Here is a 25,046-nt window from a genome sequence, read left to right as displayed (position 1 = left end):
ATACGCCCTCAACCGTTTCCACCTGCTCAGCCGCGAAGCCGGCGTCTCCCGCACCACGCTCCACGACCTGCGACACCTGGCCGCCATGATCTCCATCACCGCCGGCGTCCCCCTGACGGTGGTCTCCGAGGCCCTGCGCCACTCGACGCTCTCCACCACCGCGAACGTCTACAGCCACCTCACCACCCAGGCAGCCCGCGAAGCCGTCGACGTTATCGACAAAATCCTCACCCAGGCCGACCGGCCACCCACTCCCCCACGACCGATCCCGGCCCCGCGACCGCCCTGCGACCACATCCCCCAGCTGCACAACCAGATGACCATCATCAGCCAGCCCACCAGCACCAGGAATTACTGCAGAGCCGCCCCACCAGCCGCGAGAGGCTGCGACCACCTTGCGACCACAAGCCGACACAAAATCAGAAAGGCCGCCCTCGCATCATGCGAGAACGGCCTCCGACCTGCGGAAATCGCTGGTCGGGACGGCGGGATTTGAACCCCCGACCCCTTGCCCCCCAGCCGTCACCTCCGCGACAACCAGGGCAAATTGCCCCGGCAGTTCGTTCGGTAACGCACAGGATGTCCGATTACGCGCAGGGCGTGTGGTCCCCACGTGGCCCCCAGGATCTCCAGCACCTCGGCTACCGCCCTAAGTTCAGGGGTTTGTGAGCTGGGCACAACTCGAGCGTAACGCCGCACCAAGCGAACCCGTAAAGCACGACCATCACACGGGTATACACCCCCGCACCACCACGGGACTTCGCACCAATGAGCCTGCACGAGGTGCCCCCTCGCGCTGCCGGCCACTGTTCTTTCCCTGTCTGATGAGCCCGCGCGTGGGGCCTGTTATTAAGTTACCCGCTCCGAGCACGATCCGAGCGGCCAGAAGAAGAGCGCTGCGCCGGTGACGATGTCGAGATAGACGTATCCAACGGTTCCGCCGGACCGCCCGGAAAGGGGCTTCCGGGAAGATCTCCGGCGTCGGGGCCGACATTACGGTTGCAATAGGACATGGGGTGTCCTGTTGCCGGCCGAGGGCGGTCCCGGTGAACGGCCCGTCAGGATTCCGATGGCAAGTCGTCGCCGGATCCTGCGAGTTGCAGGGTCCGCCGGGCTGTGGCGCGCAGGTGGCGGAGGACTTCGGGGTCGGCGTCGAGGGCCGTGATGTCGCCGAGGGTGGCGAGGATCTGGGCGATGCGGGTGAGGGAGTCGCCGGAGAGGTCGACGGTGCAGGTGGTGGCGTCGAGTGCGGTGACGCGTTCCGGCAGGGACTGTGTGCGTGCGATGACCGTTTCCGCGGGGGCGTGGACTGTGGCAATGACTCGGTGGCGGGCGGGGGCGGTGGCGATCTTGGAGGCGACGTACGCGGCGGGGTCGGGGGTGGGCAGTTCGCGGGGTGGTACGCGGCGGCCGGTGGTGGCGGGGGTGGTGATGCGGTCGAGGCGGTAGACGCGCCAGTCGTCTTTCGTGGTGTCGTGGGCGACGAGGTACCAGCGGCCGGCGGCCGGGACCAGGCTGTGGGGTTCGACGCGGCGGGGGCCGGGGCTGCCGTGGCGGGTGGTGTAGTCGAAGGTGACGATCTCGTGGTCGCGGCAGGCTGCGGCGAGCAGGGCCAGCATCGCCGGGTCGGCGCGTACGCGGTCGGTGCCGCCGTAGGTGACGGGGGCGGCGGTGGCGCGCTGGAGGGCGGTGACCTGGGTGCGCAGCCGGGCGGGCAGGACTTGTTCGAGCTTGGCCAGGGCCCGGAGGGCGGTTTCCTCGATGCCGGTGATGTCGGTGGTGGCGGTGCGCAGGGCGACGGCGATGGCGACGGCTTCCTCGTCGTCGAGGAGGAGGGGCGGCATGGCGGTGCCGGCGGCGAGGCGGTAGCCGCCGGCGTGGCCGGTGGTGCCTTCGACGGGGTAGCCGAGTTCGCGCAGGCGCTCGATGTCGCGGCGGACAGTGCGGGTGGTGACGCCGAGCCGGTCGGCGAGCTCGGTGCCCGCCCATTCGCGGCGAGTCTGCAGGAGCGAGAGCAGGCGGAGCATCCGGGCGGGCATGTCGGTCGTCATGTTTTCCACTGTGCCCGTCTCTGCGGACGAGTGGTGTCCTAAAAGGCTCCTAGCGTGGAGTTATCGGCGGGGACGAACCAGGAGATTCCCGCACGGACCGTCCAGGAGATGACCCCATGAAGATCGGACTGCTGGGTACCGGATTCGCCATCGCCCACGCCGCCGCGTATGCGGCGCGGCCGGATACCGAGGTCGTGGTGTTCGGGCGCACGCCGGAGAAGCTCGCGCCCTTCGCCGACCGTTTCGGCTTCGCCACCACCACGGACCTCGACGCCGTCTACGGCGACCCGGCCGTCGGCCTGGTGGATGTCTGCCTGCCGACCGCCCTGCACAAGGAGCACATCCTGCGGGCGCTGGCGGCGGGCAAGCACGTGCTGTGCGAGCTGCCCATCGCCCCCACCGTCGCCGAGGCGGAGGAGATCACCCGTGCCGCCGAGGCGAGCGACAAGCGGGTGTTCATCGACATGTTCATGCGCATGCACCCCGCCGTCCAGCACCTGCACCGCGTCATACGCGACGGCTCGCTCGGTGAGCTGCGGGCGCTGCGCTCGTACCGCAAGGCCGGCCCGGTCTGGGGGCCGGTCGACCTGGGGGTGGACAAGCTCGCCCTGGAGGTGATGCTCTCCGACCTCGACTACACCGTGGCCGCCCTCGGCCTGCCGCGCACCGTCCACACCGCCGCAGTCGCCGCGGGCGCCGGGCGGGCAGCCGCCGAGACGGTCCTGCGCTACGACGACGTGGTCGTGGAGTACACCTCCTCGTCCATGGTCCCGGCCTCCTACGGCGTCACCCACGGCTTCGAGGCGACCTTCACCGAGGGCGTCCTGGAGCTGCACGAGAGGCCCTTCGACCCGGCGGGCCCGACGATGCGCCTGACCGAATACACCCCGGGCGGCTCCCGGGACATCGAGCTCACCCCGGCCGACAACTACAGCGCGGCGATCAACCACGTCCTGGACCGCCTCGCCGACGGCGCGCCGGACACGCTGCTCACCCCGCGCGCGGCGACCGAGACCCTGCGCCTGGCCCTGGACATCGACCGGGCCCTCACCGCGTCCTGACCCCTTTCCCCCGGGCCACCCCTGCAGGCCCGGGGCCCGCCCCGCACCCCGTTCGCCGCCCCACCTGCCAGGAGCACCGCCATGACCCGACACAGTGACAGCGGGATCGTCATCACCCGCGCCCGTGAGCACAACCTCAAGGACGTCTGCCTGACCATCCCGAAGGGGGTGATCACGGTGTTCACCGGGGTGTCCGGGTCGGGCAAGTCGTCGGTGGTCTTCGACACCGTCGCCGTGGAATCGCAGCGGCAGCTGAACGAGACCTTCCCCACCTTCGTCCGTAACCGTCTGCCCAAGTACGAGAAGCCCGAGGCCGACGGCATCCGCCACCTCTCCCCGGCGATCGTGGTGGACCAGCGGCCGCTGGGCGGCGGGAGCCGCTCCACGGTGGGCACGGTCACGGACATCGCCTCGCTGATCCGGCTGCTGTTCTCCCGTGCGGGCGAGCCGTCCGCGGGCATGTCCACCGCGTACTCCTTCAACGACCCCTCCGGCGCCTGTCCCGCCTGTCAGGGACTGGGGCGTACCGTCCAGCTGGACCTGGAGTGTTTCTTCGACAGGAGCAAGTCCCTCAACGACGGGGCGCTGCTGTTCCCGCTGTTCAACGTCGGGGGTGTGCAGTGGACGCTGTTCACGCGCTCGGGGCTGTTCGACAACGACAAGCCACTGCGCTCGTACACGAAGCGGGAGTGGCGGACGCTGCTGCACGGCGGTGCGGACGGTGAGGTGAAGATCGAGCTCGCCACCCGCATGGGCACCCAGAATGTCACCTACGAGGGCATCGTCGACCGCTTCAACCGCCTCTACCTCAACCGGGATCTCTCCACGCTGTCCAAGCGGACGCGGGACGCGGTGGAGAGGTTCACCACCGACGCCCCGTGTCCCGCCTGTCACGGGGCCCGGCTGAACCAGGCCGCTCTCGCGACGAGGATCAACGGGCTCGGTATCGCCGACCACATGGCCATGGAGGTCACCGACCTGATCGGTGTCCTGGAGAAGATCGACCATCCGCTGGGCACGCCGATCGCACAGGCGGCCGTCGAGGGGCTGCGGCGCATCGACGACATCGGGCTGGGCTATCTGCACCTGGGGCGGGAGACGGGATCGCTCTCCGGCGGCGAGGGGCAGCGGCTGAAGATCGTACGCAATCTCGGCTCCAGCCTCACCGGCATGACCTACATCTTCGACGAGCCGTCCACCGGGCTGCATCCGCGGGACGTGCACCGGGTGGGGCGGCTGCTGACGCAGCTGCGCGACCAGGGCAACACGCTGCTGATCGTCGAGCACGACCGGGACGTCATCGCGCTGGCCGACCACGTCGTCGACATGGGCCCGGGCGCGGGAGTACACGGTGGGCGGGTGGTCTTCGAGGGGAGTGTGGCCGGGCTGCGCGGGTCCGGGACGCTCACCGGCCGGCACCTGGGCCGTACGCTGCCGCTGAAGACCGAGGTCCGTACGCCCACCGGGCACGTGGCGGTCACCGGCGCAAGCTTGCACAACCTCAGGGACGTGTCCGTGGACGTGCCCACCGGTGTCCTGACCGCGGTCACGGGCGTGGCGGGTTCCGGCAAGTCCACGCTCATGTCCGAGGTGTTCACGGCTCAGCACCCCGAGGCGGTCTTCGTCGATCAGGGTGCCATCGGCGCGAACTCCCGTTCTACGCCCGCTACGTGGCTGGGCATTATGGACACGGTCCGCAAGCTCTTCGCCGATGCCAACGGTGTGCCCGCCGGGCTGTTCAGCTTCAACTCCACAGGCGCCTGCCCCGCCTGTGGCGGCAAGGGCAGCCTCACGGCGGACATGGCCTTCGCCGACCCGGTCACCACCGTCTGCGAGACGTGCGCGGGCTCGCGCTACAGCGCCGAGGCCCTCTCGTACAGGCTGCGCGGCAGGACGGTCACCGACGTGCTCGCGCTGACCGCCGAGGAGGCGTGCGCGTTCTTCACCGGACGGGGCGAGCGCGGTGTCCGGTCGGCGCTGGGGACGCTGGTGGAGGTCGGGCTCGGCTATCTCACGCTCGGGCAGCCGCTGTCGACGCTGTCCGGGGGCGAGCGCCAGCGGCTGAAGCTGGCCGGGCACCTCGGCGGCCGCGGCGGCCTCTATGTGCTGGACGAGCCGACCACCGGGCTGCACATGGCCGACGTCGAGATCCTCCAGCGGCTGCTGGACCGGCTCGTCGACGACGGCAACACCGTGATCGTCATCGAGCACAACCTCGACATCGTCAAACAGGCCGACTGGGTCATCGACATGGGCCCCGAAGGCGGCCGCCACGGCGGGCAGGTCCTCTTCACCGGCACACCCGCCCGGTTGCTGAAGCACCGCACGTCCCACACCGCGCGGGCACTGCGGCAGGGTCTGGACGGCTGAGAAGGGGCCCGGCGTCCGCGCCGGGCCCCTTGTCGTGGTGGTGATCAGGGCCGCGTCGGCATGGAGAAGAGGCCGAAGCGGTTGCCGTTCTGGTCCTTCAGGCGGGCGAAGACCAGCCCGTCGGGGTTGCCGTCCGGGCCGTGTTCGACCACGGCGCCTGCCTCGACGGCCGCGGTGACGGTGGCGGGGACGTCGGTGACCATGAACGAGGGCATGGTGTAGTCGGCGCCGCCCGGGCCCGAGGAGTGGTCGTACATACCGCCGGAGGGCCACTCGTTGCCGGTGAAGACGTTGTAGTACGGCTTGCCGCCGGCGCTGTCGTCCTTCTCGAAGCGCCAGCCGAACGCCTCGCCGTAGAATTCGCTCGACGCCTGCGGGTCGGTGGTGCCGATCTCGAACCAGGCGAAGGAGCCCGCCGCGGGCGCGTACGCGGCCTGTGCGAGGTGTTCCTCCGTGGCGGCCGCGCGCTCGGCCAGCTCGTCCGAGGCCGTGCGGGAGAAGAGGGCGAAGGTGTTGCCCAGCGGGTCCCGCAGCCGGGCGAAGACGGTGACCTCGCCGACCGTCGTGGCGGGGACGACGAGCGTCGCGCCCAGTTTCCGCAGCCGTTCGACGTCGGCGGGGACGTCGGCCGACAGGACGGACAGGTTGATGACCTCGCTGCCGCTGCCGCCCTGTTCGATCGCGCCCATGGGCCACGGCGCGCCGGGGGCGATGATGCGGGTGTAGGAGCGTCCGCCGGTGGAGGAGTCGGGGTCGGTCTCGAAGGTCCAGCCGAGCACGGCCCCGTAGAAGTCCTGGACGGGCTGCGTGTCGGTGGTGCCGATCTCGAACCAGACGACGGATCCGGGAGACATGAAGCTCATGACAGCATTCCTTTCGTGGCGTCAGGCTGCGCTGACGGTAGGGGTGGGGGTGTCCTCCTGGTCCGCGCCGGGTTCCGTCTGGCGGACCTTGCGGGGCAGGGCGAACATCAGCAGGAGGGCTGCGGCGACGAGTCCGGTGACGTACAGAACGCTCTCGCCGACCGTGTCGGTGTAGGTCTGGGCGTTGGCCTGTTCTCCGGCCCGGCGGAGCGCGGCCGCGGCGCGGGCATCGCTGTTCGCGGACGCGAGGGCGCGGCAGCTGGGCGGGATGCGGCTGGGGTCGGTCTGGTCCGAGCGGTCGCGGTGGCACATCGTGAAGGCGGTCACCGTTCGCTCGGCGTGCTCAGCGGTCAGGGAGCCGGCGGCCAGTTCCTTGCGGAGCTGTGCGGTGACGTCGTCGTTCGTCGCGTGGCCGGGGAGCAGTCCGAAGAAGACGACGGCGACCAGGGCCGCTCCGAAGGCGCTGCCGAGCTGGCCGGCCGTGGCGGTGACGCCGGAGGCGGCGCCCGCGTCGTGGGCGGGGACGTCGGTGAGGACGGTGTCGGCGAGCGGGGCGACGATCATTCCCATGCCGAGTCCGAAGACGGTCATCGGCCAGGCCATCTGCCAGTAGCCGATCGAGGCCCCGGCCTCGCCGGTCTGCCAGGCGAACAGCAGCAGGCCCGCGATCATCAGGACCGCGCCCGCCTGCAGGACCGTGCGGCCGAAGCGCGGTACGAGCGCGCCCATCGCCAGCCCGGCGCCGACCATGACGGCCACCGAGAACGGCAGTCCGGCAAGGCCCGCGCGCAGGGCGCTGTAGCCCAGGCCGATCTGTAGATAGAGCATCCACGCCAGGAAGAACACGCTCAGGCTCAGCGTGATCAGCAGCTGCACGCCGATCCCCGCGCTGAAGCTGCGGGCCGCGAACAGGCCGGTCGGCATCAACGGGCCGTCGTCGCAGACGGTCTTGGCCCGCTGGTGGACGGCGAAGACGGCGAGCACGGCGACGCCGGCGGCCATCATCACAAAACACCAGACCGGCCAGCCCAGCGAACGGCCTTCCGTGAGCGGGTAGATGACCATCAGCAGCCCAAGCGCCGCCAGGCCCATGCCGACGAGGTCCAGGCGCGGCGCCTTCTCGGCCTTCGACTCGCCCATGGCGCGGGCGGCGATCAAAAGGGCCACGAGGCCGACGGGCAGGTTGATCAGGAAGATCGGCCGCCAGGACAGGCCGAACAGGTCGGCCTGGACGAGAATGCCGCCGAGGACGGGGCCCAGGATGGTGCCCGCGGCACCGATCGCGCCGTGGATGCCGAAGACCTTGGCCCGCTCACCCTTGGGGAAGGTGACGTGCACGGTGGCCAGGACCTGCGGCACCATCAGGCCCGCCATGGCACCCTGCGCGACACGGGCGGCGATGAGCATGGGCGCGTTCACGGAGAACCCGCACAGCGCGGAGGCCACGGTGAACCCGGCGATGCCGAGCATGAACAGCCGCTTGCGGCCGTAGATGTCGCCGAGCCGCCCGCCGGTGATCAGCAGCAGCGCGAAGGTCAGCGCGTAGCCGGCGATCGTCCACTGCACGGCGGTGTAGGAGGCGCCGAGGTCCTCCTGGATGTGCGGAATGGCGACGTTGACGATCGTGACGTCGATGACGTCCATCAGCGTGCCGGCCAGCAGAGCGGTCAGGGCGAGCCAGCGGCGCGGATCGGGGGGCGCGTGGGAGGTGGCGGGGGGAATCATCAAGTGCTCCTGAAAAAGGGGTGGTGCGTGCGGGCGGGCCGTGAACGGGCTCAGCCGGTGCAGCAGTTCATCTCCCAGATCACGCCGTAGCGGTCCTGGACGATGCCGTAGGACGCGCCCCAGGGCTTGGGCTCCAGCGCCTCATGGACGACGCCGCCGGCGGCGAGCTTGCCGAATGCCGTCTTCTGCTCGGCGAGGTCGGTGTGCTGGAGGCCGATGTGGAGGTTGTTGCCGGTGACCGGGCCGTGCTTGGCGGTCGGGTCACCGAAGCGGTCGGCGACGCTGAGGCCGCTGCCGTCGGTGAACAGCAGCTTGGAGTAGACGACGGTGCGGTCCATGCCCGGCACGTCCGCCATGCCGGGGAGGTAGGAGGCCAGCATGCGGCTCCCGGCGACCTCCTTGGCATCGAGGGCGTCCTCGTAGAACGCGATCGCCTCCAGCGCGCCGTCGCAGTAGATCATCGGGGTGACGAAGAAGGTGGGGGTGCCGGCCATGACGTACTCCTGGTCGTTCAAGGGATGGGGGGAATGCCCGGGCCCTGGCACGGGCTCTCCGAAGCTCTGAAACGACCATAGGAACCCAATAGGTCAATTCATGACCTATTGCGAAACCTGTGCGACGGCGAGGCGGCAAGGCCCCGGCAAGCCGGTGGACGGTCGGGCAATAGGCCGGAAAATGTCCTATTGGAATGGGATGCTCCCGTCCATGAGTGACACCCCCGCCCGCCTCCTGCGGCTGCTCTCCCTGCTGCAGTCCCCGCGCGAGTGGCCCGGCCACGAGCTCGCCGAGCGCCTGAGCGTCAGCCCGCGCACCATCCGCCGCGACATCGACCGCCTGCGCGAGCTCGGCTATCCGGTGCACGCCACCCAGGGCAACACCGGCGGTTACCGCCTGACCGCCGGCAGCGCGATGCCGCCGCTGCTGCTGGACGACGAGGAGGCCGTCGCCATCGCCATCGGCCTGCGCACCGCCGCCGCGGGCGCGGTCACCGGCATCGAGGAGACCTCCGTACGCGCCCTGGCCAAACTGGAACAGGTGCTCCCCTCACGGCTGCGACGGCGCGTGACCGTGCTCCAGGAAGCGGCCGTCGCCGTGCCGCAAGGCGGACCCACGGCGGACGCCGAACACCTGGCGCTGATCGCGGCCGCCTGCGTCGCCCACGAGAAGCTCCGCTTCACCTACCGCGCCGCCAAGGGCCAGGAGACCCGCCGACTGGTCGAGCCCCACCAGCTCGTCGCCGCCGGACGCCGCTGGTATCTCGTCGCCCACGACTGCGACCGCGCCGACTGGCGCACCTTCCGCCTCGACCGCCTCACCGACCCGCTGCGTACGGGCGCCCGCGTACCGGCGCGCGCACTGCCCGGCGGCGTGGACGCCGCCACCTGGGTCTCCACCACCCTCAGCGGCACCGCCGGCCACCGCGCCCTGCTCCTCGTCCACGCCCCCGCCGAACAGGTCGCCGACCGCGTCCCGCCCACCCTCGGCGTCGTCGAACCCGTCGACGACCACACCTGCCGCCTGCTCACCGGCGCCGACTCCCTGGAGTACCTCGCCTACCGGGTGGCCGTCCTCGGCGTCGACTTCGACGTCCTCGACCCGCCCGGACTCGGCCCGCACCTGCGCACACTGGGAGAACGCGTCCTGCGCGCGGCCCGCTCCACGGAGAAGGGCGTCGGCGAGTGAACGACCACGACCAGCCCGGTCTCTTCGATGCCGCGTCGGTGGCCCCGCCGCCCACCCCAGCCCCCGGATTCCGCGGCATCACCTACCACGAACACCGCGCCCGCACCCTCCTCAACAAGATCCCCGGCGCCCGTCCCGGCGGCATGGCCTGGACCCTCAACCCCTACCGGGGCTGCACCCACGCCTGCACCTACTGCTTCGCCCGCGACAACCACGCCCGCCTCGGCCTCGACACCGGAGAAGGCTTCAACACCCAGGTCGTCGTCAAGACCAACGCCGCCGACGTCCTGCGCCGCGAACTGCGCGGCGGCAAGACCGGCGACGACTGGGTCATGGTCGGCACCTCCACCGACTGCTACCAGCGCGCCGAAGGCCACTACCGATTGATGCCCGGCATCCTGCGCACCCTCACCGACCACCGCGTCAACTTCACCACCACGACGAAGAGCGCCCTCCTGCGCCGCGACATCCCCCTCCTCGCCGAAGCGGCCCGCGTCGCGAACGTCCTGGTCATGACGTCCCTCGGCTCGCTCGACGAGCGCGTGTGGCGCGCCTTCGAACCCGGCGCCGCACCCCCGCGCGCCCGCCTCGCCACCATCGCCGCCCTCCGCGCCGCCGGCGTCGCCGCCGGCGTCCTCATCGCCCCCGTCATCCCCCACGCCGGCGACCGCCCCGCCGCCCTCGACGCGCTCGTCGACGCCTGCGCCGAAGCCGGGGCCGTCACCGTCTACCCCGACGTCATGCGCATCAGCCCCGGCGCTCGCGACTGGTTCCTCACCCAGTCCGCCGCCCACCTCCCGCCCCACCTCCACCAGCTCCTGGCCGCCTCCTACGCCAACAGCCGCTCCATGCCCGCCTCATACGTCCGTGAGGTCACCGCCCACCTCCACGCCCGGGCCGCCCGCCACGGACTGCCGCGTTGGGAGGACTACATACGCGATGTCAGCCGCCGCACCCCGGACAGCAAAAGCCCCCGCCAGCGGGACCGGTAGACGGTCCCGCGGGCGGGGGCATCAGTTGATCAGCCCTGCTTCAGGTAGCAGTTGGACTCCCAGATCACGCCGTACTTGTCACGGACGATCCCGAACGCCACACCCCAGAACTTCTCCTCCAGCGGCTCCAGCACCTCACCGCCCTCGGCAAGCTTGTCGAACTCCGCCTTCTGCACGGCGGCATCGGAGTGCTGCAGACCGACGTGAATATTGTTGCCGACGACGACGCCCTCCCGCGTGGTGGGGCCGCCCTCGTTCTGCTCCGCGACGTTCAGACCACTGCCGTCGGCGAACTGCAGCTTGGAGTAGACAACCGTCCGGTCCGCACCCGGAACGGCCTCCATGCCCGGCACCTGGGAAAGCAGCATGGTGCGCTCGGCGATCTCCTCCGTGCCGAACACCTCGTCGTAGAAGGCGACGGCGTCCTTGCTGCCGCGCACATACAGCATCGGGGTGAACCGCTGGATCGTTTCCTTGAGAGCCATGACAAACTCCTTTATCTCTCCACGGGCAAACCCGCATAGAACCAGAAGGGCAGGGATGTTCTCCCTGCGACGTGTCCCACGCTAGAAGTCCAATAGGCCAGAAAATGTCCTATTGCCTGGAAGCCCTCGGTTGTCTTTACGGCGATCAGCACCGGAACCCCGTCGCACTGCTATCCCTTCCGGTCGTATCTCGGCCACCCCCTGAACAGCCCCAAGGTCAGGACCGCCATGGCCGCCGGGCGGTACACCCCGTGCCGCTCGGACCGCAGACACAGAGTTGCTCCCCGCGGGAAATCCGCTCCAGCATCTTGAGCAAGTCCCGGACTGATGGGATATGGAGGACGCTTGCTCGCCCCATTCGCCACCGGTCTGCGGCCACTGGACGATGGCCCGCGTCTGCAGGCAGACGCACTTGGCGCCCCACCAAGGGATCGCCGCAGGTCAGAGGTCATGCGGATGGCGTTGTGGTCGCAGGTGGTCGCATGAATCGCCACTCGGAGATCGACACTGGGTGTAGCAGTTCAATGCGCAACCTTTGGAAGCGATCACCATGCGCTCCGCCATGTCTCGGGGGCGCGTCTACCGGCGCTGCGGCTGCCGGGACCACCAGCACCAACAGCTCGGATCACGCTGCCCACGGCTCCTCACCGATCCTGATCACGGGACCTGGACGTTCGCCGTCGATCTCCCCTCCCCCGCCCGTCGACGCACCATCCGCCGGGGCGGCTTCTCTGACCGGAACACGGCTGCACAGGCTCTGCGGCGGATGGTCGACAGCGCCGGCGGATTCCTTGCGGACCCGAACCAGACGGTCGCGGACTATCTGACCGCCTGGCTCCAGGCCAAGGCGATGACCCTGAAGCCGACGACCGTGGTGCGCTATCACGCGTATGTCGTCGATGACCTCGTCCCCGCGCTCGGGAAAATCAAGCTCGACGACCTCGGGTACGGCCACATCGCCGCCTTCGTACGAGCACAGTTCGCGTGTGGCAGGGGGCCTGTCACCGTCCACCGCATCCTCGCCACCCTGTCGAGTGCGCTCGGCGAGGCCGTCCGGCACCACCGGCTCGACCACAATCCGGCACGGCCCACGATCATCCCCCGGCCAGCGGCCGCCGAGCGCCACATCTGGACACTCGAGGAGACTGCCGTCTTCCTGCGGTACTGCCACACGGCCGATCCGCTCATGGCCGACCTCGTCGAAATCCTCATCGGAACCGGCATCCGCAAGGGCGAGGCTCTCGCTCTCCGCTGGGACGACGTTCACCTCGACAAGCGCGTCCTCTACATACACACCACGCTCTCGGCCATCGACAACAACCGCCTCGTAATCACCACGCCCAAGACCAGGAGCAGCAGAAGCTGGGTCGCCATCTCCGACCGCGTCGCCACCGCCCTACAGCGCCGCAGACGCGCCAGATGCCCGTCAACCGCCGAAGGCCTCGAGGGCGACTTCGTCTTCCACCGGCCCGACGGCCGCCCCATCCACCCGGAATACGCCCTCAACCGCTTCCACCTGCTCAGCCGCGAGGCCGACGTCTCCCGCACGACCATCCATGACCTGCGGCACCTGTCAGCCACGATCTCGATCAACGCGGGAGTCCCGCTCACCGTGGTCTCCAAGACCCTGCGGCACTCGACACTGTCCACGACCGCGAACATCTACAGCCACCTCACCACCCAGGCAGCCCGCGAGGCCGTTGACGCTATCGACAAAACCCTCACCAGAGCAGACCGGCCGCCCACTCCCCCACGGCCCATCCCGGCACCGCGACCGCCCTGCGACCACATCCCCCAGCTCCACAACCAGATGACCATCACCAGACAGCCCACCAGCACCAGGAATTACGGCAGCCCAGCCCTGAAGATCCCCCGCACCTGCGACCACCTTGCGACCACAAGCCGACACAACATCAGAAAGGCCGTCCTCGCACCATGCGAGAACGGCCTCCGACCTGCGAAAATCGCTGGTCGGGACGGCGGGATTTGAACCCACGACCCCTTGACCCCCAGTCAAGTGCGCTACCAAGCTGCGCCACGTCCCGGTGCTCGTCCGGCCCGGGCTTTCGCCCTCGCCGACCGCGCATGAGAACAATACCGCACTTCACGCGGTGCTCGCGCACCGCTTTCCCGCCCCTTCCCCGCCCCCTTCCCCGCCCCGCGACCGGGGCCCGCGCCCACCGCGGCGAGGGGGGTGTGACGTGGGTTACCCGTTCGGATGAAGAATCCCCCCGGGCCCGGGGCTCCCGGCGGGAGGCGTCGGGCGGGGGCCCCGGGAAACGTCCCCGCCCGGCATTCGTGATCGTCCCAGGGTGTTGACCCATGGCCTGTGGGGCGTGCAACCATCGGCTTCCGCCATGGGGGCTGCCGCCCCGTGCAACTCCCCCGACCCAGGAGGACAGTTGGACACCACCCTCTCACGACGCGGTTTTCTTCAGGCGGCGGCCGGTACCGCCGCCGTGGCCGGTGCGGCCGTCGCGCTGCCCGTGGACGCGATAGAAGCGGTGGCGGCCCCGCGGGCCGGGCACGACGTGCTGTCGTTCACGGGCGCCACCAATGGGGCGGGGTCGCTGGCCCCGGGCGGTGGGCGGCTGGTCGTCGAGGTGCAGAACGTGCTGTGGTCCGTGCCGCGCGAGGGCGGGGAGGCCGTCGCGATCACCCCGGCCGATCTGGAGCCGACCCGGCCCACGTACGCGCCGGACGGGCGGCTGCTGGCCGTCTGCGCCTACCGGGGCGGTGGCTTCCACATCTGGACGCTGCGGCCGGACGGCTCCGGGCTGCGGCAGCTGACGGACGGGCCGTGGGACGACCGGGGGCCCGCCTGGTCTCCGGACGGGACGCGGATCGCGTTCGCGTCCGAGCGCGAGGGCGATCCCGTGGCCGGCAGCCCTTACCGGGTGTGGGTGGTCGATGTCCGGACGGGGGCCCTGACGCGGATCACCGGGACCGCCGGGCAGGACGGGCCCGGGCAGGACGGGGCCTGGGAGGACTTCGACCCCGTCTGGTCGCCGGACGGCAAGCGGCTGCTGTTCGTCCGGGGGCAGGTGGCCGGGGGCGCCCTCCAGGCCCGTACGGTCGCGTCCGTGGCCGCCGACGGGCAAGGGCCGGTCCGCGTCGAGCACACCGAGAACGCGGCCGGCACGCAGATCATGACGCCGGCCGTCTCGCCCGCCGGGCGGCTGGCCTATCTGCGGACGACGCCCGCGCCCGCCGCGTCCTGCGTCCTCGTCGTGGACGGGGCGGTCGTGCCGGTCGACGGCGACGTGGAGCCCGTGCCGCCGCGCTGGGTCTCGCGGGACGAGCTGCTGCTGACCGTGAGCGGACAGTTCACGATCGTCAGACCGGGCGCCGCCCCCGAGCCGCCGCGCACGCCCGCCGCCGACTCCCTCCCCCACCCCTCGGCCGCCCCCGCGCCCACGCCCCCGGCCGGCGCCCACGGCGTGCCGGCGGTCACCATCCCCTTCCACGCGGAACTGCCCCTGGACCGGCCCCGCTACCAGGTCAAGCGGTACGACTTCGCGGACACCGGCGCGGTGGTCCGCCGCGTCCGCTCGCTCCACCTGCCCGCCCTCTCCCCCGACGGCCGCCAGGTGGCCTTCGCCGCGCTCAACGCCCTCTGGGTCTCGGAGATCGGCAAGAACAGCCCCCGGCAGGTCCTCGCCGCCTCCCCCGGGCGTTACGTCATGGCGCCCACCTGGACCCGCGACGGCCGTGCGCTGATCTTCACGGACGACCGCGACGGGCTCTACGCCGTCCGCCGCCGCGACCTCGCCTCCGGCGAGGAGACCGTGCTGGCCGACGGCGGACGCGTCCACCCGGCGCTCTCCCCCGACGGCAACCGGCTGGCCTGCGTCGACATGTCCGGCAACCTCATCGTCCGCGATCTCGCGGCGGGCACCGAGAAGCTGCTGGCGGCCCCCATGGGCGCGGGCGGCCTGCCGGGCCGGCCCACCTGGTCGCCCGACGGGCGCTATGTCGCCCTGTGCGACCGCAACCGCCTCAACCAGCGGTTCCGCGAGGGCTACAACCTGATCAGGGTCGTCGACGCCGACAGCGGGACCGCCCGGCTGCACGCCCTCGCCCCGCACGCCTCGGTCTCCGACCGCTACGACTCCGGGCCCGTCTGGTCGCCCGACGGGCGCTCCATGGCCGTGATCAACGAGTCGGCGCTGTGGCTGCTGCCCGTACGCCCCGACGGCACCCCCGACGGCGAGCCGCGCCGGCTGACCGACGAGGCCGCCGACCACCCCTCCTGGTCCGCCGACAGCCGCCGGATCCTCTATCTGTCCGCCGGGCGGCTCCGGCTGCTGGACGTGGCGGACGGCACCGCCCGCACGGTCCCCGTCACCCTCGACTACCGCCGCCCCACCCCCGCCGACACCGTCGTACGCGCGGGCCGCTTCTGGGACGGCACGGGCACGACCGTGCGCGAGGACGTCGACCTCGTCGTCCGCGACGGCCGGATCGCCGCCGTCGAGCCGCACCGGGCCCGCCGGGCCGCCCTCCGCACGGTCGACGCCTCGCACCAGACCGTGATCCCCGGCCTCTGGGACGCCCACACCCACCCCTGGCAGTACGCCTACGGCGGGCGCCAGACCACCCTCCAGCTGGCCTACGGGATCACCACGGCCGTCTCCCTCGGCGGCTTCGCCTACGAGCAGGCCCGCATCCGCGAGGCCGTGGCCGCCGGCACGCTGGCCGGGCCGAGGCTGCTGACCGCGGGCGAGCTGCTGGACGGCTCGCGCGTCGCCTACAGCATGGGCCGCGCCCACCGCACCGAGGAGGGACTGCGCCGCTCACTGACCCGCGCCGCCGCCCTGGACTGGGACTTCGTCAAGACGTACGTCCGCGCGCCGGGCTGGGTGATGCGGGAGGCGGCCCGCTTCGCGCACGAACGGCTCGGGGTGCGCACGGGCAGCCACCTGTGCTCGCCGGGCGTCCAGCTGGGGCAGGACCTCACCACACACCTCCAGGCGACGCAGCGGCTGGAGTTCGGCCACGCCACTACGGCGACCGGCCGGGCGTACCAGGACCTGGCGGAGATCTACACGGCCACGGACTTCCGTATGATCGCCACGATCTTCACCTCGGTGCCGCTGCTGGGCGAGACCCCGGATCTCGCCGAGGACCCCCGCGTCACCGTGCTGATGCCGCCGTGGGACGTGGCGACCGTCCGGCAGACCGCCGCGAAGGCGCCCACGGACGATCAGCTGACCGCGCTGCGCCGCGAGATCGACGTCTACCGGAAGGTGCTGTCCGGCGGTGGCATCGTGGCCCTCGGCACGGACGCCCCGCTCGTCCCCGTCGGCCTCTCCCTCCACCTGGGGCTGCGCGCCCTCCACCGGTACGGGCTGACGCCGGCCCAGGCGCTGCGGACGGCGACGGTGCTGCCGGCGCGGGCATTCGGGGCGGAGCGGGACCTGGGCACGCTGGAGGTCGGCAAGCTCGCCGACGCCACCGTGATCGACGGCGACCCGTTCACCGACTTCGACACGCTCGTACGGACGGCGTCGGTGCTGCGCGGCGGGGTCCGCTTCGAGCAGCGGGAGCTCGTCGCCTCGTTCGAGAGCACGGCGGGCGCGGCCCCGCGCCATGGGCTGCTCCACCGGGAGTGGCTGGAGGTCGGGCGGGAGCTGCGCAAGGACTCCTGCTGTGACCTGGGGCATCTCGACGCCCACTGATGACGCCCACTGATGACGGCGGTTGCTGACGGCGGTCGATGACCGCCGTCAGCAACCGCGTCGTCCTACTTGTCGATCCGGTACGAGTCGCCGTAGACCTTCCACTTCAGCGGCGGCCGGAGGTCGAAGTTGCCCTCGTTGAGGAAGACGCGCTGGGCGGTGTCGACGCGGCTGGTGTCGCTGTGGGCCTCCTCCTTCTTCATGACCTTCTTGCGGGCGTCGAAGAACGCGTTGAGGTAGTCCTTCTCGTCACCGCCCTGGGCCGGGGGCTTGGCCTTGGCGAGGGCGGCCTTGCGGATGCCGCCGAAGCTGTCCTTGCCGTCGCCGGGGCCGTGCATGACGATCGCGTCGTAGTAGACGAACTGGCCGAGGGTGCGCAGCCCGTCGTCCTTCGCCTGCTTGACCGCCGGGTCGAAGTAGACGCGGTCGCGCTCGGCCTCCTGGGCGTCCCGGAAGCCCTTGTCCTCGTCGGCGGCCTTCCGCCAGGCCTCCTCGAAGGGCTTGCCGAGCCCCTCGTGCGAATCGCTGCCGTTGGCCTTGCGCAGGGCGGGGAGGTACTTGGCGAGCGGGTTGCCCGGCTTCTTCTTGGTGTAGCGCTCGACGAGTTCGAGCATGTCGCCGGTGCCGGAGGTGAAGCCGATGATGCCGCCGGTGTAGCCCCGGCCGTCGGGATAGGGCTCGATGTACCGGAACTGCGCCCGCCAGTCCAGCGAGGAGTTCTCCGCGCTGGAGACCAGCCGCATGGCGATGTCCTTCTCGTACGGGTCGTCGAGAGGTGCGCCCGCAGCGGCCACGGCGGGGGCCGTGGCCGTACGGGCGTGGGCCGGCTGCGCCGCCTGGCCGGGGCCGGCCAGGACCAGGGACGCGGGCAGGGCCATCGCCAGGACCGGTAAGGCGAGGCGGGCGGTCTTCTTCGTCTTCGTCGAGGTGCGCGCGGGCATGCGGAACTCCGTTTCCCGGTGGAGGGATCGACAACTGTCAGGAAGGTTTCCTAACTGTCACCGGGAATTGAAGCCGCAGCTCCGTTTCCTCCGCAAGAGGAAACACGTACAGATATGCGGATTCACGCCATGCGCAAGGGCGTTGCAGGGATCACGCCTGGAGGCTCATGCCTGAAGGACGACCTCGGCGTCGGCCGGCGCTCCGGCCTCGGGGACCGCGTCGATGGGCCGCATCGCGATCGTCCGCCACCACGGGTCGAGCGGCAGCCCCGTACCGGGCTCGAACGGCTGGCCGGGCCTGGGCACCGCGATCCGCGACCCGGTCTCCCGAGCCGCCGCCACGCTCTCCTCGGCGGGCTCCTCCCACGGGTGCGGGGCGAGGTTGAACGTGCCCCAGTGGATCGGCAGCATGACGCCCCGCGCGGCGTCGCCGCCCTGGAGGTCGAGGTGGGCGCGCATGCCCTCCTCCGGGGTCATATGAATGTCGGGCCAGAACTCGGAGTACGCGCCGATCTGCACCATCGTGGCGTCGAACGGGCCGTACTGCTCGCCGATGGCGGTGAAGCCGGGGAAGTAGCCGGTGTCGCCGCTGTGGAAGATCCGGTGCTCCGGGCCGGCGACGACCCAGGAGGCCCAGAGGGTGTGCTGGGTGTTGCGCAGCGCGCGGCCGCAGAAGTGCCGGGCGGGAGTGGCGGTGAGGGTGAGCCCGCCGACCCGCGTCGACTCGTGCCAGTCGAGCTCGGTGATCCGGTCCGCCGGGACGCCCCAGTGCTCCAGGTGGGCGCCGACGCCGAGGGGGACGACGAAGACGACGCCGGTGCGGCGGGCCAGGGTCCGGACGGTCGGCATGTCGAGGTGGTCGTAGTGGTCGTGCGAGATGACCACGGCGTCCAGCGGTCCGGTCTCGGCCAGCGGCACCGGCACCGGGTGCAGCCGCCGGGGGCCCGCGAAGGCGAAGGGCGAGCAGCGCTCGGACCAGACGGGGTCGAAGAGCACCCGGTGGCCGTCGATCTCGGCGAGCACGCTGGAGTGGCCCATCCAGGTCAGCCGCAGCCCGGAGGCCGGGGGAACGGCCAGGTCGGCGACGGTGGTGGGGTGGACGGGCACCGGGTGGGCCGGGGCGCGCAGGGCGCGCTCCTCCTTGCGGAAGTAGGTGGGCAGGAACTTCAGCATGGAGCCGGACGGCGTACGGCGCGTTCCCTCGGGGTTGACGAACACCCCGTCGGCGAAGTGCGGCGACCGGCGGATGCGCGCCATCCGCTCCCCCGCCGGATCCGCGCCGAAGGCGGCGGGACGCAGCGCGTCCAGGGGCGAGCGGAACGGGCGGGAGCCGGTCACGGCACCTCCAGGGTCTAGCAGGCAGGTCGTCCCATTATCCGCCGGGGGTCACAGGCCGCTCACGCGCAGGGTGATGTTGAGCCGCCCCTTGAGCCCCAGCCGGGGCGGGGCGGTGCCGGGCAGGGTCCGGGGCACGCCGTGGTAGGCCAGGCGGGCCGGGCCGCCGAAGACGAAGAGGTCGCCGCTGCGCAGCTCGACGTCGGTCCAGGGGCGGGTGCGGCCGCCCGGATGGCCGAAGCGGAAGACGCAGGAGTCGCCGAGGCTCAGGGAGACGACGGGCGCCGGGGACTTCTCGTCGCTGTCGCGGTGGAGGCCCATTTTCGCGGTGTCGTCGTAGAAATTGACGAGGGCGATGTCGTAGTCGGCGGCCGAAGATCCCAGTTCGGTTCCGTATGCGTGGGCCACCGCCGACCGGGCCAGCTCGCCCAGCCACGGCGGGAAGGGTTTGACGGGTGCGCCGTCGCCGTCGACGACGGTGCGGGCGTAGCCGTAGGGGAACCAGTGCCACCCCAGGCAGACCGTCCGTACCGACATGTCGCCCCCGCTGGGCATCCGCACGGTGCGCAGCCCGGCGGGCGGCCTGGCCCACTCCCGGCAGGCGTCCAGCAGCCGGCGCTGCTCGGGCGCGGGCAGCCAGCCGGGCACGTGGACCGCCCCCGGGGCGACCTCGGCCGGGGGCCTCGGGAAGAGCTCACCGTCCATCTCGCCGTCCATGCGGCAAGCCTAGGCCGGACCACTGACACCCATCCTGACCTGCGGTTTCGAAGAAACTCAAAAGTTTTTCGGGAACGGTGTCACATTCCGGCGGGGCCGTTCCGTCGTACGGGCGACAGCAACCCGCACTCCCCTCTCGCAGGAGGCACCGGCCATGGCCCGCATCTCCCTCACCCCGCCCCGCACGCTGGTGAACCGGCTCACCGCCTGGTACAGCCGGCGCACCTACGGCAAGGTCATCGACCCGCTGCTGGCCCTGGGGCACAACCGCAGGGTGCTGATGACCGACGCGCGCTTCGAGATGTCGCTGGCCCGCTGGAAGGCGCTGGACAGCGGGCTCAAGGAGCTCGCCGTGATGGCGTCGGCGGCCGCGATCGGCTGCTCGTGGTGCATGGACTTCGGCTACTGGCTGAGCCACAACAAGCGCATGGCGCCCGACAAGCTGCGCGACGTGCCGCGCTGGCGGTCCAGCGACGCCTACACCCCGCTGGAGCGGGACGTCATGGAGTACGCCGAGGCGATGAGCGCCACCCCGCCGGCCGTCGAGGACGACCTGGCGGAGCGGCTGCGGCTGCGGCTCGGCGAGGCGGCGTTCGTCGAGCTGACCGCGATCGTGGCGGTGGAGAACCTCCGCTCGCGGATCAACTCGGCGCTGGGGCTGACCAGTCAGGGCTTCAAGGACAGCTGCGAGATCCCGGCCCGCCCCGGCGCCTGAGTCAGCCCTTGCGGCCCATGCCGCCGTAGAAGACGATGTCGCTGAGCTCCTTGGGCCCGGGGACCGGTCCGTCCGGGCGCCACAGCGGCACCCGGACCAGTCCCGGGTCGAGGAGCGCGAAGTCGCCGAAGAGGGGCTCGACGGCGGCGCGGCCGCGCAGGTTGAGGGCGGCGGTGGCGTTCCTGTAGACGTCCAGCACGCCGTCGCGGGCGGCGGTGTCGGTACGGCCCTCGGCGTAGCCCTCGTAGGGCTCCTCCGTGGCGTGGGACATCACCAGGAGACTGCCGGCGGGCAGGGCGTCGCCTAGGGTGGCGACGATGCCCGCCGGGTCCTCCTCGTCCTTGACGAAGTGGAGGACGGCGACGAGCAGCAGGGCCACCGGCCGGTCGAAGTCGATCAGCTCCCGGACGACCGGGTGCCCCAGGATCGTCTCCGGTTCCCGGACGTCGGCGAGGGCGAAGCCCGCCCCGCCCGCGCTGGTGAGCTTGGCCTCCGCGTGGGTGGCCACGATGGGGTCGTTGTCGACGTAGGCCACGCGGACGTCCGGGGCGGACTCGCGGGCCACCTCGTGGGTGTTGGGCGAGGTGGGGATGCCCGTGCCGATGTCGATGATCTGGCGGATGCCGCCGCGCACCGCCTCCCGCACGGCCCGGCGCAGGAAGGCGCGGTTGGCGCGGGCGGAGAGGCGGACCTGGGGGTGGGCCTCGATGACGCGCTCGGCGGCGGCCCGGTCGACCTCGTAGTTGTCCCAGCCGTCCAGGTAGTAGTCGTACATCCGGGCCGGGTGCGGCCTGCTGGTGTCGATCTCCTCGGCCGGTGTGCCGACCGGTCCGTCCACGCCGTGCTCGATCACGCCCTGTTCCCTTCGGTACGTCTGTTCGGGTACGCCTGTGAGATCCGTCGCGCGGGCCGCGGCCGCCTATTCGGCGGCGTTGACGCCCGGCACGGCCAGCAGGAAGTCGGCCTCGCCCGCCTTGGCGCCGCGGATGAAGGTCTCCATCTCGTGACGCGTGTAGATCAGCGCGGGGCCGCCGGGGTCGGTGGACTGGCGCAGGGCCACCCGGCCGTCGCACAATCGCATGGCCTCGACGCAGCTGCCGCCGTTGCCGCCGCTCCACGGCTTGCTCCAGCCCTCGGTGCCGAGGTCCGTCGCGGGCATGCCGTTGTAGACGCGGTCCGGATCCATGGTTCAGATCTCCTTACGAATGCCACCGAGGATCGCCTTGGTGGTGTGTGCCGGCGCGGCCTGCGCGCACATCCGGTCCAGCGCCTCCAGGAAGGACGAGACATCGTCACGCTGGTCGAAGTAAGAGGCTCCGACGAGGTTCTCGGCGTAGGCGATGTCCGGAAGCTCCTGGAGGGGGAACCGGAAGATGTGGAAGGGGCCGTACATCGCCGGGTGCGGCCCGGCGGCGAACGGCATCAGCTGGAGTCGTACGTTCGGCATGTCGGTGGCCTCGACGAGCCGGTCGACCTGGGCGCGCATCACGTCCGGCCCGCCGATGGGGCGGCGCAGCACCGTCTCGTCCATCACCACCCAGAGCAACGGGGCCCCGTCCTTGGTGAGCAGGCCCTGCCGTTCCCGGCGGACGGTGACGGCGCGTTCGATGTCGGCCTCGCGGGCGTGCGGCATCCCGGCGCGGAGCACGGCCCGGGCGTACTCCTCGGTCTGCAACAGACCGGGGACGTAGTGGGGTTCGTACGCGCGGATGAGATTGGCCTCTCCCTCCAGGCTCACGAACGCGCTGAACCACTCGGGGAGGACGTCCCGGAAGCGGTGCCACCAGCCCGGGCGGTTGGCCTCGCGGGTGAGGCCGAGGAAGCCCTCGATCTCGGCCGCGTCGAGCACCCCGTAGACGTGGAGGAGCTTCTCCACATAGGGGATCTTCAGCCCGACCTCAGCCTTCTCCATTCTCCGGACGGTGGCGTGGGTGACGTCCAGGGCGCGGCCCGCCTCCTCGTAGGAGAGCCCGGCCCGCTCCCTCAGGTGCTGGAGACGCTTGCCTAGCACGACCCTCAGGACCGTCGGGGCACCCGCCGGTCGCGAGTCCGCCACTGTCCACCCCCTCCAACTGCCGTCATATGCCAGCAGTGTGCCACGCGGTCTGTCGGCCCGACAGACTGTCCTTGCAATTCTGTAATTTGCAGGTTGAACCTTGCCACAGCTGATACGTATCGCACATAGTTGCGGAGTGGTCCTCTCCCATGACGCACCATCGCTCGGGCTCTGCGGCGGCTCTCTCCTCGGCCATCTGCGGCAGGACGCCTTTCACTTCCCGGCCCTCAACACCTCGGTGGCCGAGGCGCGCCAACGAGTCCTCGCGCGGCTGCGCGAGTGGGGAATAGACGAAGTTGCCTGCGAAGACGCCCAATTGGTGGTGTCGGAGCTGGTCACCAACGCGGTGCGGCACACGGACAGCGAGAAGGTCAGCTGCCAGCTGCGGGTGAGCGGTGTGGCGGTGCGCATAGAGGTCGCCGATCAGGGCGACGCCCCCACGGAGCCCCGGGCGCGCCGCAGCGGTGCGGACGAGGAGAGCGGGCGCGGGCTGCTCCTGGTCGGCGCGCTGTCCCGGGAGTGGGGGGTCCGGCCCGACGACAGCGGCCACGGCCGAGTCGTCTGGGCCGACCTGCCGCACGGGCGGCACCCCCACTGACCCCCTGGTCCTACAGCGGCGACGGTCCTACTGCGGCAACAGGCCTACAGCGGCAGCAGGTCCGGGCGCTTGGGCTCCACGTTGTCACCCGAGGACTCACCGCGCAGCCGGCGGCCGATCCACGGCACCAGGTACTCGCGCGCCCAGTGGACGTTGTCCCGGCGCACATCGGCGGCGGAGCGCTGCTCCTCGTCCGGCCAGGCCTGGTCGGGATCGGCCGGCACCTCGAAGCCCAGCACCTGGGCGGCCCGCAGCGCGACGCGCGTGTGTCCGTCGGCCGACAGGTGCAGCCGGTCGTCGCTCCAGGCCCGGCGGTCCTGGACCGAGCGCAGCGACCACAGGTCGAGGACCGGGCAGTCGTAGCGGTCGGCGATGGAGCGGACATGGGCGGTGTACGTCGCGATCTTGCCCCGCAGATGGCGCAGGACCGGGACGCCACGGGTGTCGAAGCCGGTGCACAGCAGGACCGTGCCGACGGAGGAGCACAGCTCGGCGACGGCCGCCTCGTAACGCTGGGCCACGTCGTCCGGGTCGCTGCCGGGGCGCAGGATGTCATTGCCGCCGGCGCAGAAGGAGACGAGGTCGGGGCCGAGTTCCTTGGCCCGGGGGACCTGCTCCTCGACGATCTGGTCCAGGAGCCGGCCGCGAACGGCGAGGTTCGCGTACCGGAAGGAGTGTTCTTCCTGCTGGTCGGAGAGGAGTACGGCCAGTCGGTCGGCCCAGCCGACGAAGGTGTCGCCGGGACCCGGGTCCCCGACGCCCTCGGTGAAGCTGTCCCCGACGGCTGCGTACGACCCGATCGCGCTCTTGATGAATGAATTCGAATCGTCTGCCACGTCAGTGCATGATTCACCTTCCTGAGTGACCTACGCCACCGTAACCAGGGGTTGACGTGCCGTGATGTATCCCACCCCGGCAATGTCGCGTGACCCGGAATACGATCGGCGCCGACGACCGGAACACCCCCGAGGAGCGCACGTGACACAGACGCCGCCCGCCCCGCAGGCCGAGCCCGAGCTGGTGGGGGTCCGCAACTTCCGCGACCTGGGGGGACTGCCGGCCGCCGACGGGCGGCGCGTCCGGCCCGGCGTCCTGTTCCGCAGCGGGCACCTGGCCCACGCCACCGAGGCGGACGCGGCGTTCTTCGCCTCGCTGGGCCTGCACACCGTATTCGACTTCCGCAATGCCGCGGACATCGCGCTGGAGGGCCCGGACGTGGCCCTGCCCGGGGTACGGAACGTCAACCTCCCGCTGAGCGACCCGGCCGACGGCAGCGAGTTCTGGCGGATGGTGCGCGACGGCGACCTGGCCACGCTGCGGTCCGTGCTGGGCGAGGGCCGCGCGGCGGACCGGATGGCCGCCTCGTACCACACGATCATCACCACGCGGACGGCCGAGCACGGGCGGGTCGTACGCGCCCTCGCCGAGGGCGACGTGCCCGCGCTGATGCACTGTGCCGCCGGCAAGGACCGGGCGGGGCTGTCCGTCGCGGTGACGCTGCTGGCGCTCGGGGTGCCGGCCGACGTCATCGAGGCCGACTATCTGGAGTCCAACGCGCCGCACCGGCGGTACCGGGTGCGGCGCGACGCGGAGGTTTCTGCGGAGGTTTCGGAGTTGCTCTCTCCGCTTTTCGAGGCGCGGGCGTCTTATCTGGAGGCGGCGTTCGTCGCGATCGGGGAGGTGTGGGGGTCGACGGAGCGGTATCTGTCCGAGGGGCTCGGGCTCTCCGCCGAGGGGCGGTCTGTGCTTCAGGAGCGTTTGCTGCACTAGGCC

22 protein-coding genes and 1 tRNA gene are annotated in these 25,046 nt (G+C 71.1%); 10 read left to right on the top strand and 13 right to left on the bottom strand.

Annotation, left to right across the window (positions count from 1 at the left end; genetic code table 11):
- Positions 1-22 precede the first annotated feature (22 nt).
- A complete protein-coding gene (locus tag RM609_RS09025; RefSeq protein WP_311609702.1) occupies positions 23-496 on the top strand; it encodes a tyrosine-type recombinase/integrase in 474 nt (157 codons plus the stop codon).
- Positions 497-1,058: 562 nt separating this feature from the next.
- Here the strand turns inward: RM609_RS09025 and RM609_RS09020 are convergent.
- Positions 1,059-2,051, bottom strand: coding sequence for a helix-turn-helix transcriptional regulator (locus tag RM609_RS09020; protein ID WP_311609411.1), 993 nt, complete (start codon positions 2,049-2,051; stop codon positions 1,059-1,061).
- Positions 2,052-2,167: 116 nt separating this feature from the next.
- Between RM609_RS09020 and RM609_RS09015 the strand changes: the two genes are divergently transcribed.
- Positions 2,168-3,112 carry a Gfo/Idh/MocA family protein gene (locus RM609_RS09015; RefSeq protein ID WP_311609409.1) on the top strand — a complete coding sequence of 315 codons (945 nt, stop codon included), beginning with the start codon at positions 2,168-2,170 and terminating at the stop codon, positions 3,110-3,112.
- Between the two features lie 81 nt (positions 3,113-3,193).
- Positions 3,194-5,482, top strand: coding sequence for an excinuclease ABC subunit UvrA (locus tag RM609_RS09010; protein ID WP_311609407.1), 2,289 nt, complete (start codon positions 3,194-3,196; stop codon positions 5,480-5,482).
- 44 nt (positions 5,483-5,526) lie between these two features.
- Here the strand turns inward: RM609_RS09010 and RM609_RS09005 are convergent, their stop codons facing one another.
- From RM609_RS09005 to RM609_RS08995, 3 genes are read right to left on the bottom strand one after another with little or no spacing between them, the layout of a single operon-like run.
- The gene (locus RM609_RS09005; RefSeq protein ID WP_311609406.1) at positions 5,527-6,345 is read right to left on the bottom strand and encodes a VOC family protein; all 819 of its coding nucleotides are present in this window, start codon (positions 6,343-6,345) and stop codon (positions 5,527-5,529) included.
- Positions 6,346-6,366: 21 nt separating this feature from the next.
- Positions 6,367-8,070 (bottom strand): MFS transporter, encoded by a 1,704-nt coding sequence (locus RM609_RS09000; RefSeq protein WP_311609404.1) that lies wholly within the window; start codon positions 8,068-8,070, stop codon positions 6,367-6,369.
- Positions 8,071-8,120: 50 nt separating this feature from the next.
- Positions 8,121-8,564, bottom strand: a complete 444-nt coding sequence (locus RM609_RS08995; RefSeq protein WP_311609403.1) for a VOC family protein — start codon at positions 8,562-8,564, stop codon at positions 8,121-8,123.
- Between the two features lie 211 nt (positions 8,565-8,775).
- On the opposite strand from RM609_RS08995, the gene RM609_RS08990 reads away from it, so the two are divergent.
- Positions 8,776-9,753, top strand: a complete 978-nt coding sequence (locus tag RM609_RS08990; protein ID WP_311609402.1) for a helix-turn-helix transcriptional regulator — start codon at positions 8,776-8,778, stop codon at positions 9,751-9,753.
- The gene (locus RM609_RS08985) at positions 9,750-10,745 is read left to right on the top strand and encodes a radical SAM protein (RefSeq protein WP_311609400.1); all 996 of its coding nucleotides are present in this window, start codon (positions 9,750-9,752) and stop codon (positions 10,743-10,745) included. The genes RM609_RS08990 and RM609_RS08985 overlap by 4 nt, the downstream gene beginning before the upstream one ends.
- A 29-nt stretch (positions 10,746-10,774) precedes the next feature.
- Here the strand turns inward: RM609_RS08985 and RM609_RS08980 are convergent, their stop codons facing one another.
- Entirely contained in the window at positions 10,775-11,230 is a 456-nt protein-coding gene (locus tag RM609_RS08980) for a VOC family protein (protein WP_311609398.1), read from the bottom strand.
- 766 nt (positions 11,231-11,996) lie between these two features.
- Here RM609_RS08980 and RM609_RS08975 point away from each other — a divergent pair.
- Positions 11,997-13,220, top strand: coding sequence for a tyrosine-type recombinase/integrase (locus RM609_RS08975; protein WP_311609396.1), 1,224 nt, complete (start codon positions 11,997-11,999; stop codon positions 13,218-13,220).
- Here RM609_RS08975 and RM609_RS08970 read toward each other — a convergent pair.
- A tRNA-Pro gene (locus RM609_RS08970) sits at positions 13,199-13,275 on the bottom strand. The genes RM609_RS08975 and RM609_RS08970 overlap by 22 nt on opposite strands.
- A gap of 312 nt (positions 13,276-13,587) precedes the next feature.
- Here RM609_RS08970 and RM609_RS08965 point away from each other — a divergent pair.
- On the top strand, positions 13,588-16,911 hold the full coding sequence (locus RM609_RS08965; RefSeq protein ID WP_311609395.1) for an amidohydrolase family protein: 3,324 nt from the start codon (positions 13,588-13,590) through the stop codon (positions 16,909-16,911).
- Positions 16,912-16,976: 65 nt separating this feature from the next.
- Here the strand turns inward: RM609_RS08965 and RM609_RS08960 are convergent, their stop codons facing one another.
- The 3 genes from RM609_RS08960 to RM609_RS08950 form a co-directional block, all read right to left on the bottom strand.
- On the bottom strand, positions 16,977-17,852 hold the full coding sequence (locus RM609_RS08960) for a chitosanase (RefSeq protein ID WP_311609394.1): 876 nt from the start codon (positions 17,850-17,852) through the stop codon (positions 16,977-16,979).
- Between the two features lie 165 nt (positions 17,853-18,017).
- Complete coding sequence (locus RM609_RS08955) at positions 18,018-19,190, bottom strand: MBL fold metallo-hydrolase (protein WP_311609393.1); 1,173 nt, start codon at positions 19,188-19,190, stop codon at positions 18,018-18,020.
- Positions 19,191-19,238: 48 nt separating this feature from the next.
- Complete coding sequence (locus RM609_RS08950; protein ID WP_311609701.1) at positions 19,239-19,892, bottom strand: alpha-ketoglutarate-dependent dioxygenase AlkB family protein; 654 nt, start codon at positions 19,890-19,892, stop codon at positions 19,239-19,241.
- Positions 19,893-20,058: 166 nt separating this feature from the next.
- On the opposite strand from RM609_RS08950, the gene RM609_RS08945 reads away from it, so the two are divergent.
- Positions 20,059-20,619: a carboxymuconolactone decarboxylase family protein gene (locus RM609_RS08945; protein ID WP_311609391.1), complete on the top strand. Its 561-nt coding sequence runs from the start codon at positions 20,059-20,061 to the stop codon at positions 20,617-20,619.
- Between the two features lies 1 nt (position 20,620).
- Here RM609_RS08945 and RM609_RS08940 read toward each other — a convergent pair whose 3' ends face one another.
- From RM609_RS08940 to RM609_RS08930, 3 genes are all read right to left on the bottom strand, one after another.
- Positions 20,621-21,472, bottom strand: coding sequence for an SAM-dependent methyltransferase (locus tag RM609_RS08940; RefSeq protein WP_311609389.1), 852 nt, complete (start codon positions 21,470-21,472; stop codon positions 20,621-20,623).
- A gap of 66 nt (positions 21,473-21,538) precedes the next feature.
- Positions 21,539-21,805, bottom strand: coding sequence for a DUF397 domain-containing protein (locus tag RM609_RS08935; protein WP_311609388.1), 267 nt, complete (start codon positions 21,803-21,805; stop codon positions 21,539-21,541).
- Between the two features lie 3 nt (positions 21,806-21,808).
- Positions 21,809-22,675 (bottom strand): Sco1979 family transcriptional regulator, encoded by an 867-nt coding sequence (locus tag RM609_RS08930; RefSeq protein ID WP_311609387.1) that lies wholly within the window; start codon positions 22,673-22,675, stop codon positions 21,809-21,811.
- 136 nt (positions 22,676-22,811) lie between these two features.
- Here RM609_RS08930 and RM609_RS08925 point away from each other — a divergent pair, with 136 nt between their 5' ends.
- A complete protein-coding gene (locus RM609_RS08925; RefSeq protein ID WP_311609386.1) occupies positions 22,812-23,273 on the top strand; it encodes an ATP-binding protein in 462 nt (153 codons plus the stop codon).
- 44 nt (positions 23,274-23,317) lie between these two features.
- Here RM609_RS08925 and RM609_RS08920 read toward each other — a convergent pair whose 3' ends face one another.
- On the bottom strand, positions 23,318-24,109 hold the full coding sequence (locus tag RM609_RS08920; RefSeq protein WP_311609385.1) for an SGNH/GDSL hydrolase family protein: 792 nt from the start codon (positions 24,107-24,109) through the stop codon (positions 23,318-23,320).
- Positions 24,110-24,251: 142 nt separating this feature from the next.
- On the opposite strand from RM609_RS08920, the gene RM609_RS08915 reads away from it, so the two are divergent.
- The gene (locus RM609_RS08915; protein WP_311609383.1) at positions 24,252-25,043 is read left to right on the top strand and encodes a tyrosine-protein phosphatase; all 792 of its coding nucleotides are present in this window, start codon (positions 24,252-24,254) and stop codon (positions 25,041-25,043) included.
- Positions 25,044-25,046: the final 3 nt, after the last annotated feature.

This window comes from Streptomyces hesseae (assembly GCF_031845785.1).
In the GTDB taxonomy this organism is placed as follows: Bacteria; Actinomycetota; Actinomycetes; order Streptomycetales; family Streptomycetaceae; genus Streptomyces; species Streptomyces hesseae.
This window is presented reverse-complemented; position numbering and strand designations above follow the sequence as displayed.

Coding starts and splice junctions, on each gene's coding strand:
- RM609_RS09000 (WP_311609404.1), bottom strand. CDS start 8,070: ATGATTCCCCCCGCCACCTCCCACGCGCCCCCCGATCCGCGCCGCTGG.
- RM609_RS08995 (WP_311609403.1), bottom strand. CDS start 8,564: ATGGCCGGCACCCCCACCTTCTTCGTCACCCCGATGATCTACTGCGAC.
- RM609_RS08950 (WP_311609701.1), bottom strand. CDS start 19,892: ATGGACGGTGAGCTCTTCCCGAGGCCCCCGGCCGAGGTCGCCCCGGGG.
- RM609_RS08935 (WP_311609388.1), bottom strand. CDS start 21,805: ATGGATCCGGACCGCGTCTACAACGGCATGCCCGCGACGGACCTCGGC.
- RM609_RS09010 (WP_311609407.1), top strand. CDS start 3,194: ATGACCCGACACAGTGACAGCGGGATCGTCATCACCCGCGCCCGTGAG.
- RM609_RS09020 (WP_311609411.1), bottom strand. CDS start 2,051: ATGACGACCGACATGCCCGCCCGGATGCTCCGCCTGCTCTCGCTCCTG.
- RM609_RS08945 (WP_311609391.1), top strand. CDS start 20,059: ATGGCCCGCATCTCCCTCACCCCGCCCCGCACGCTGGTGAACCGGCTC.
- RM609_RS09005 (WP_311609406.1), bottom strand. CDS start 6,345: ATGAGCTTCATGTCTCCCGGATCCGTCGTCTGGTTCGAGATCGGCACC.
- RM609_RS08975 (WP_311609396.1), top strand. CDS start 11,997: ATGGTCGACAGCGCCGGCGGATTCCTTGCGGACCCGAACCAGACGGTC.
- RM609_RS08965 (WP_311609395.1), top strand. CDS start 13,588: ATGGGGGCTGCCGCCCCGTGCAACTCCCCCGACCCAGGAGGACAGTTG.
- RM609_RS08980 (WP_311609398.1), bottom strand. CDS start 11,230: ATGGCTCTCAAGGAAACGATCCAGCGGTTCACCCCGATGCTGTATGTG.
- RM609_RS08960 (WP_311609394.1), bottom strand. CDS start 17,852: ATGCCCGCGCGCACCTCGACGAAGACGAAGAAGACCGCCCGCCTCGCC.
- RM609_RS09015 (WP_311609409.1), top strand. CDS start 2,168: ATGAAGATCGGACTGCTGGGTACCGGATTCGCCATCGCCCACGCCGCC.
- RM609_RS08990 (WP_311609402.1), top strand. CDS start 8,776: ATGAGTGACACCCCCGCCCGCCTCCTGCGGCTGCTCTCCCTGCTGCAG.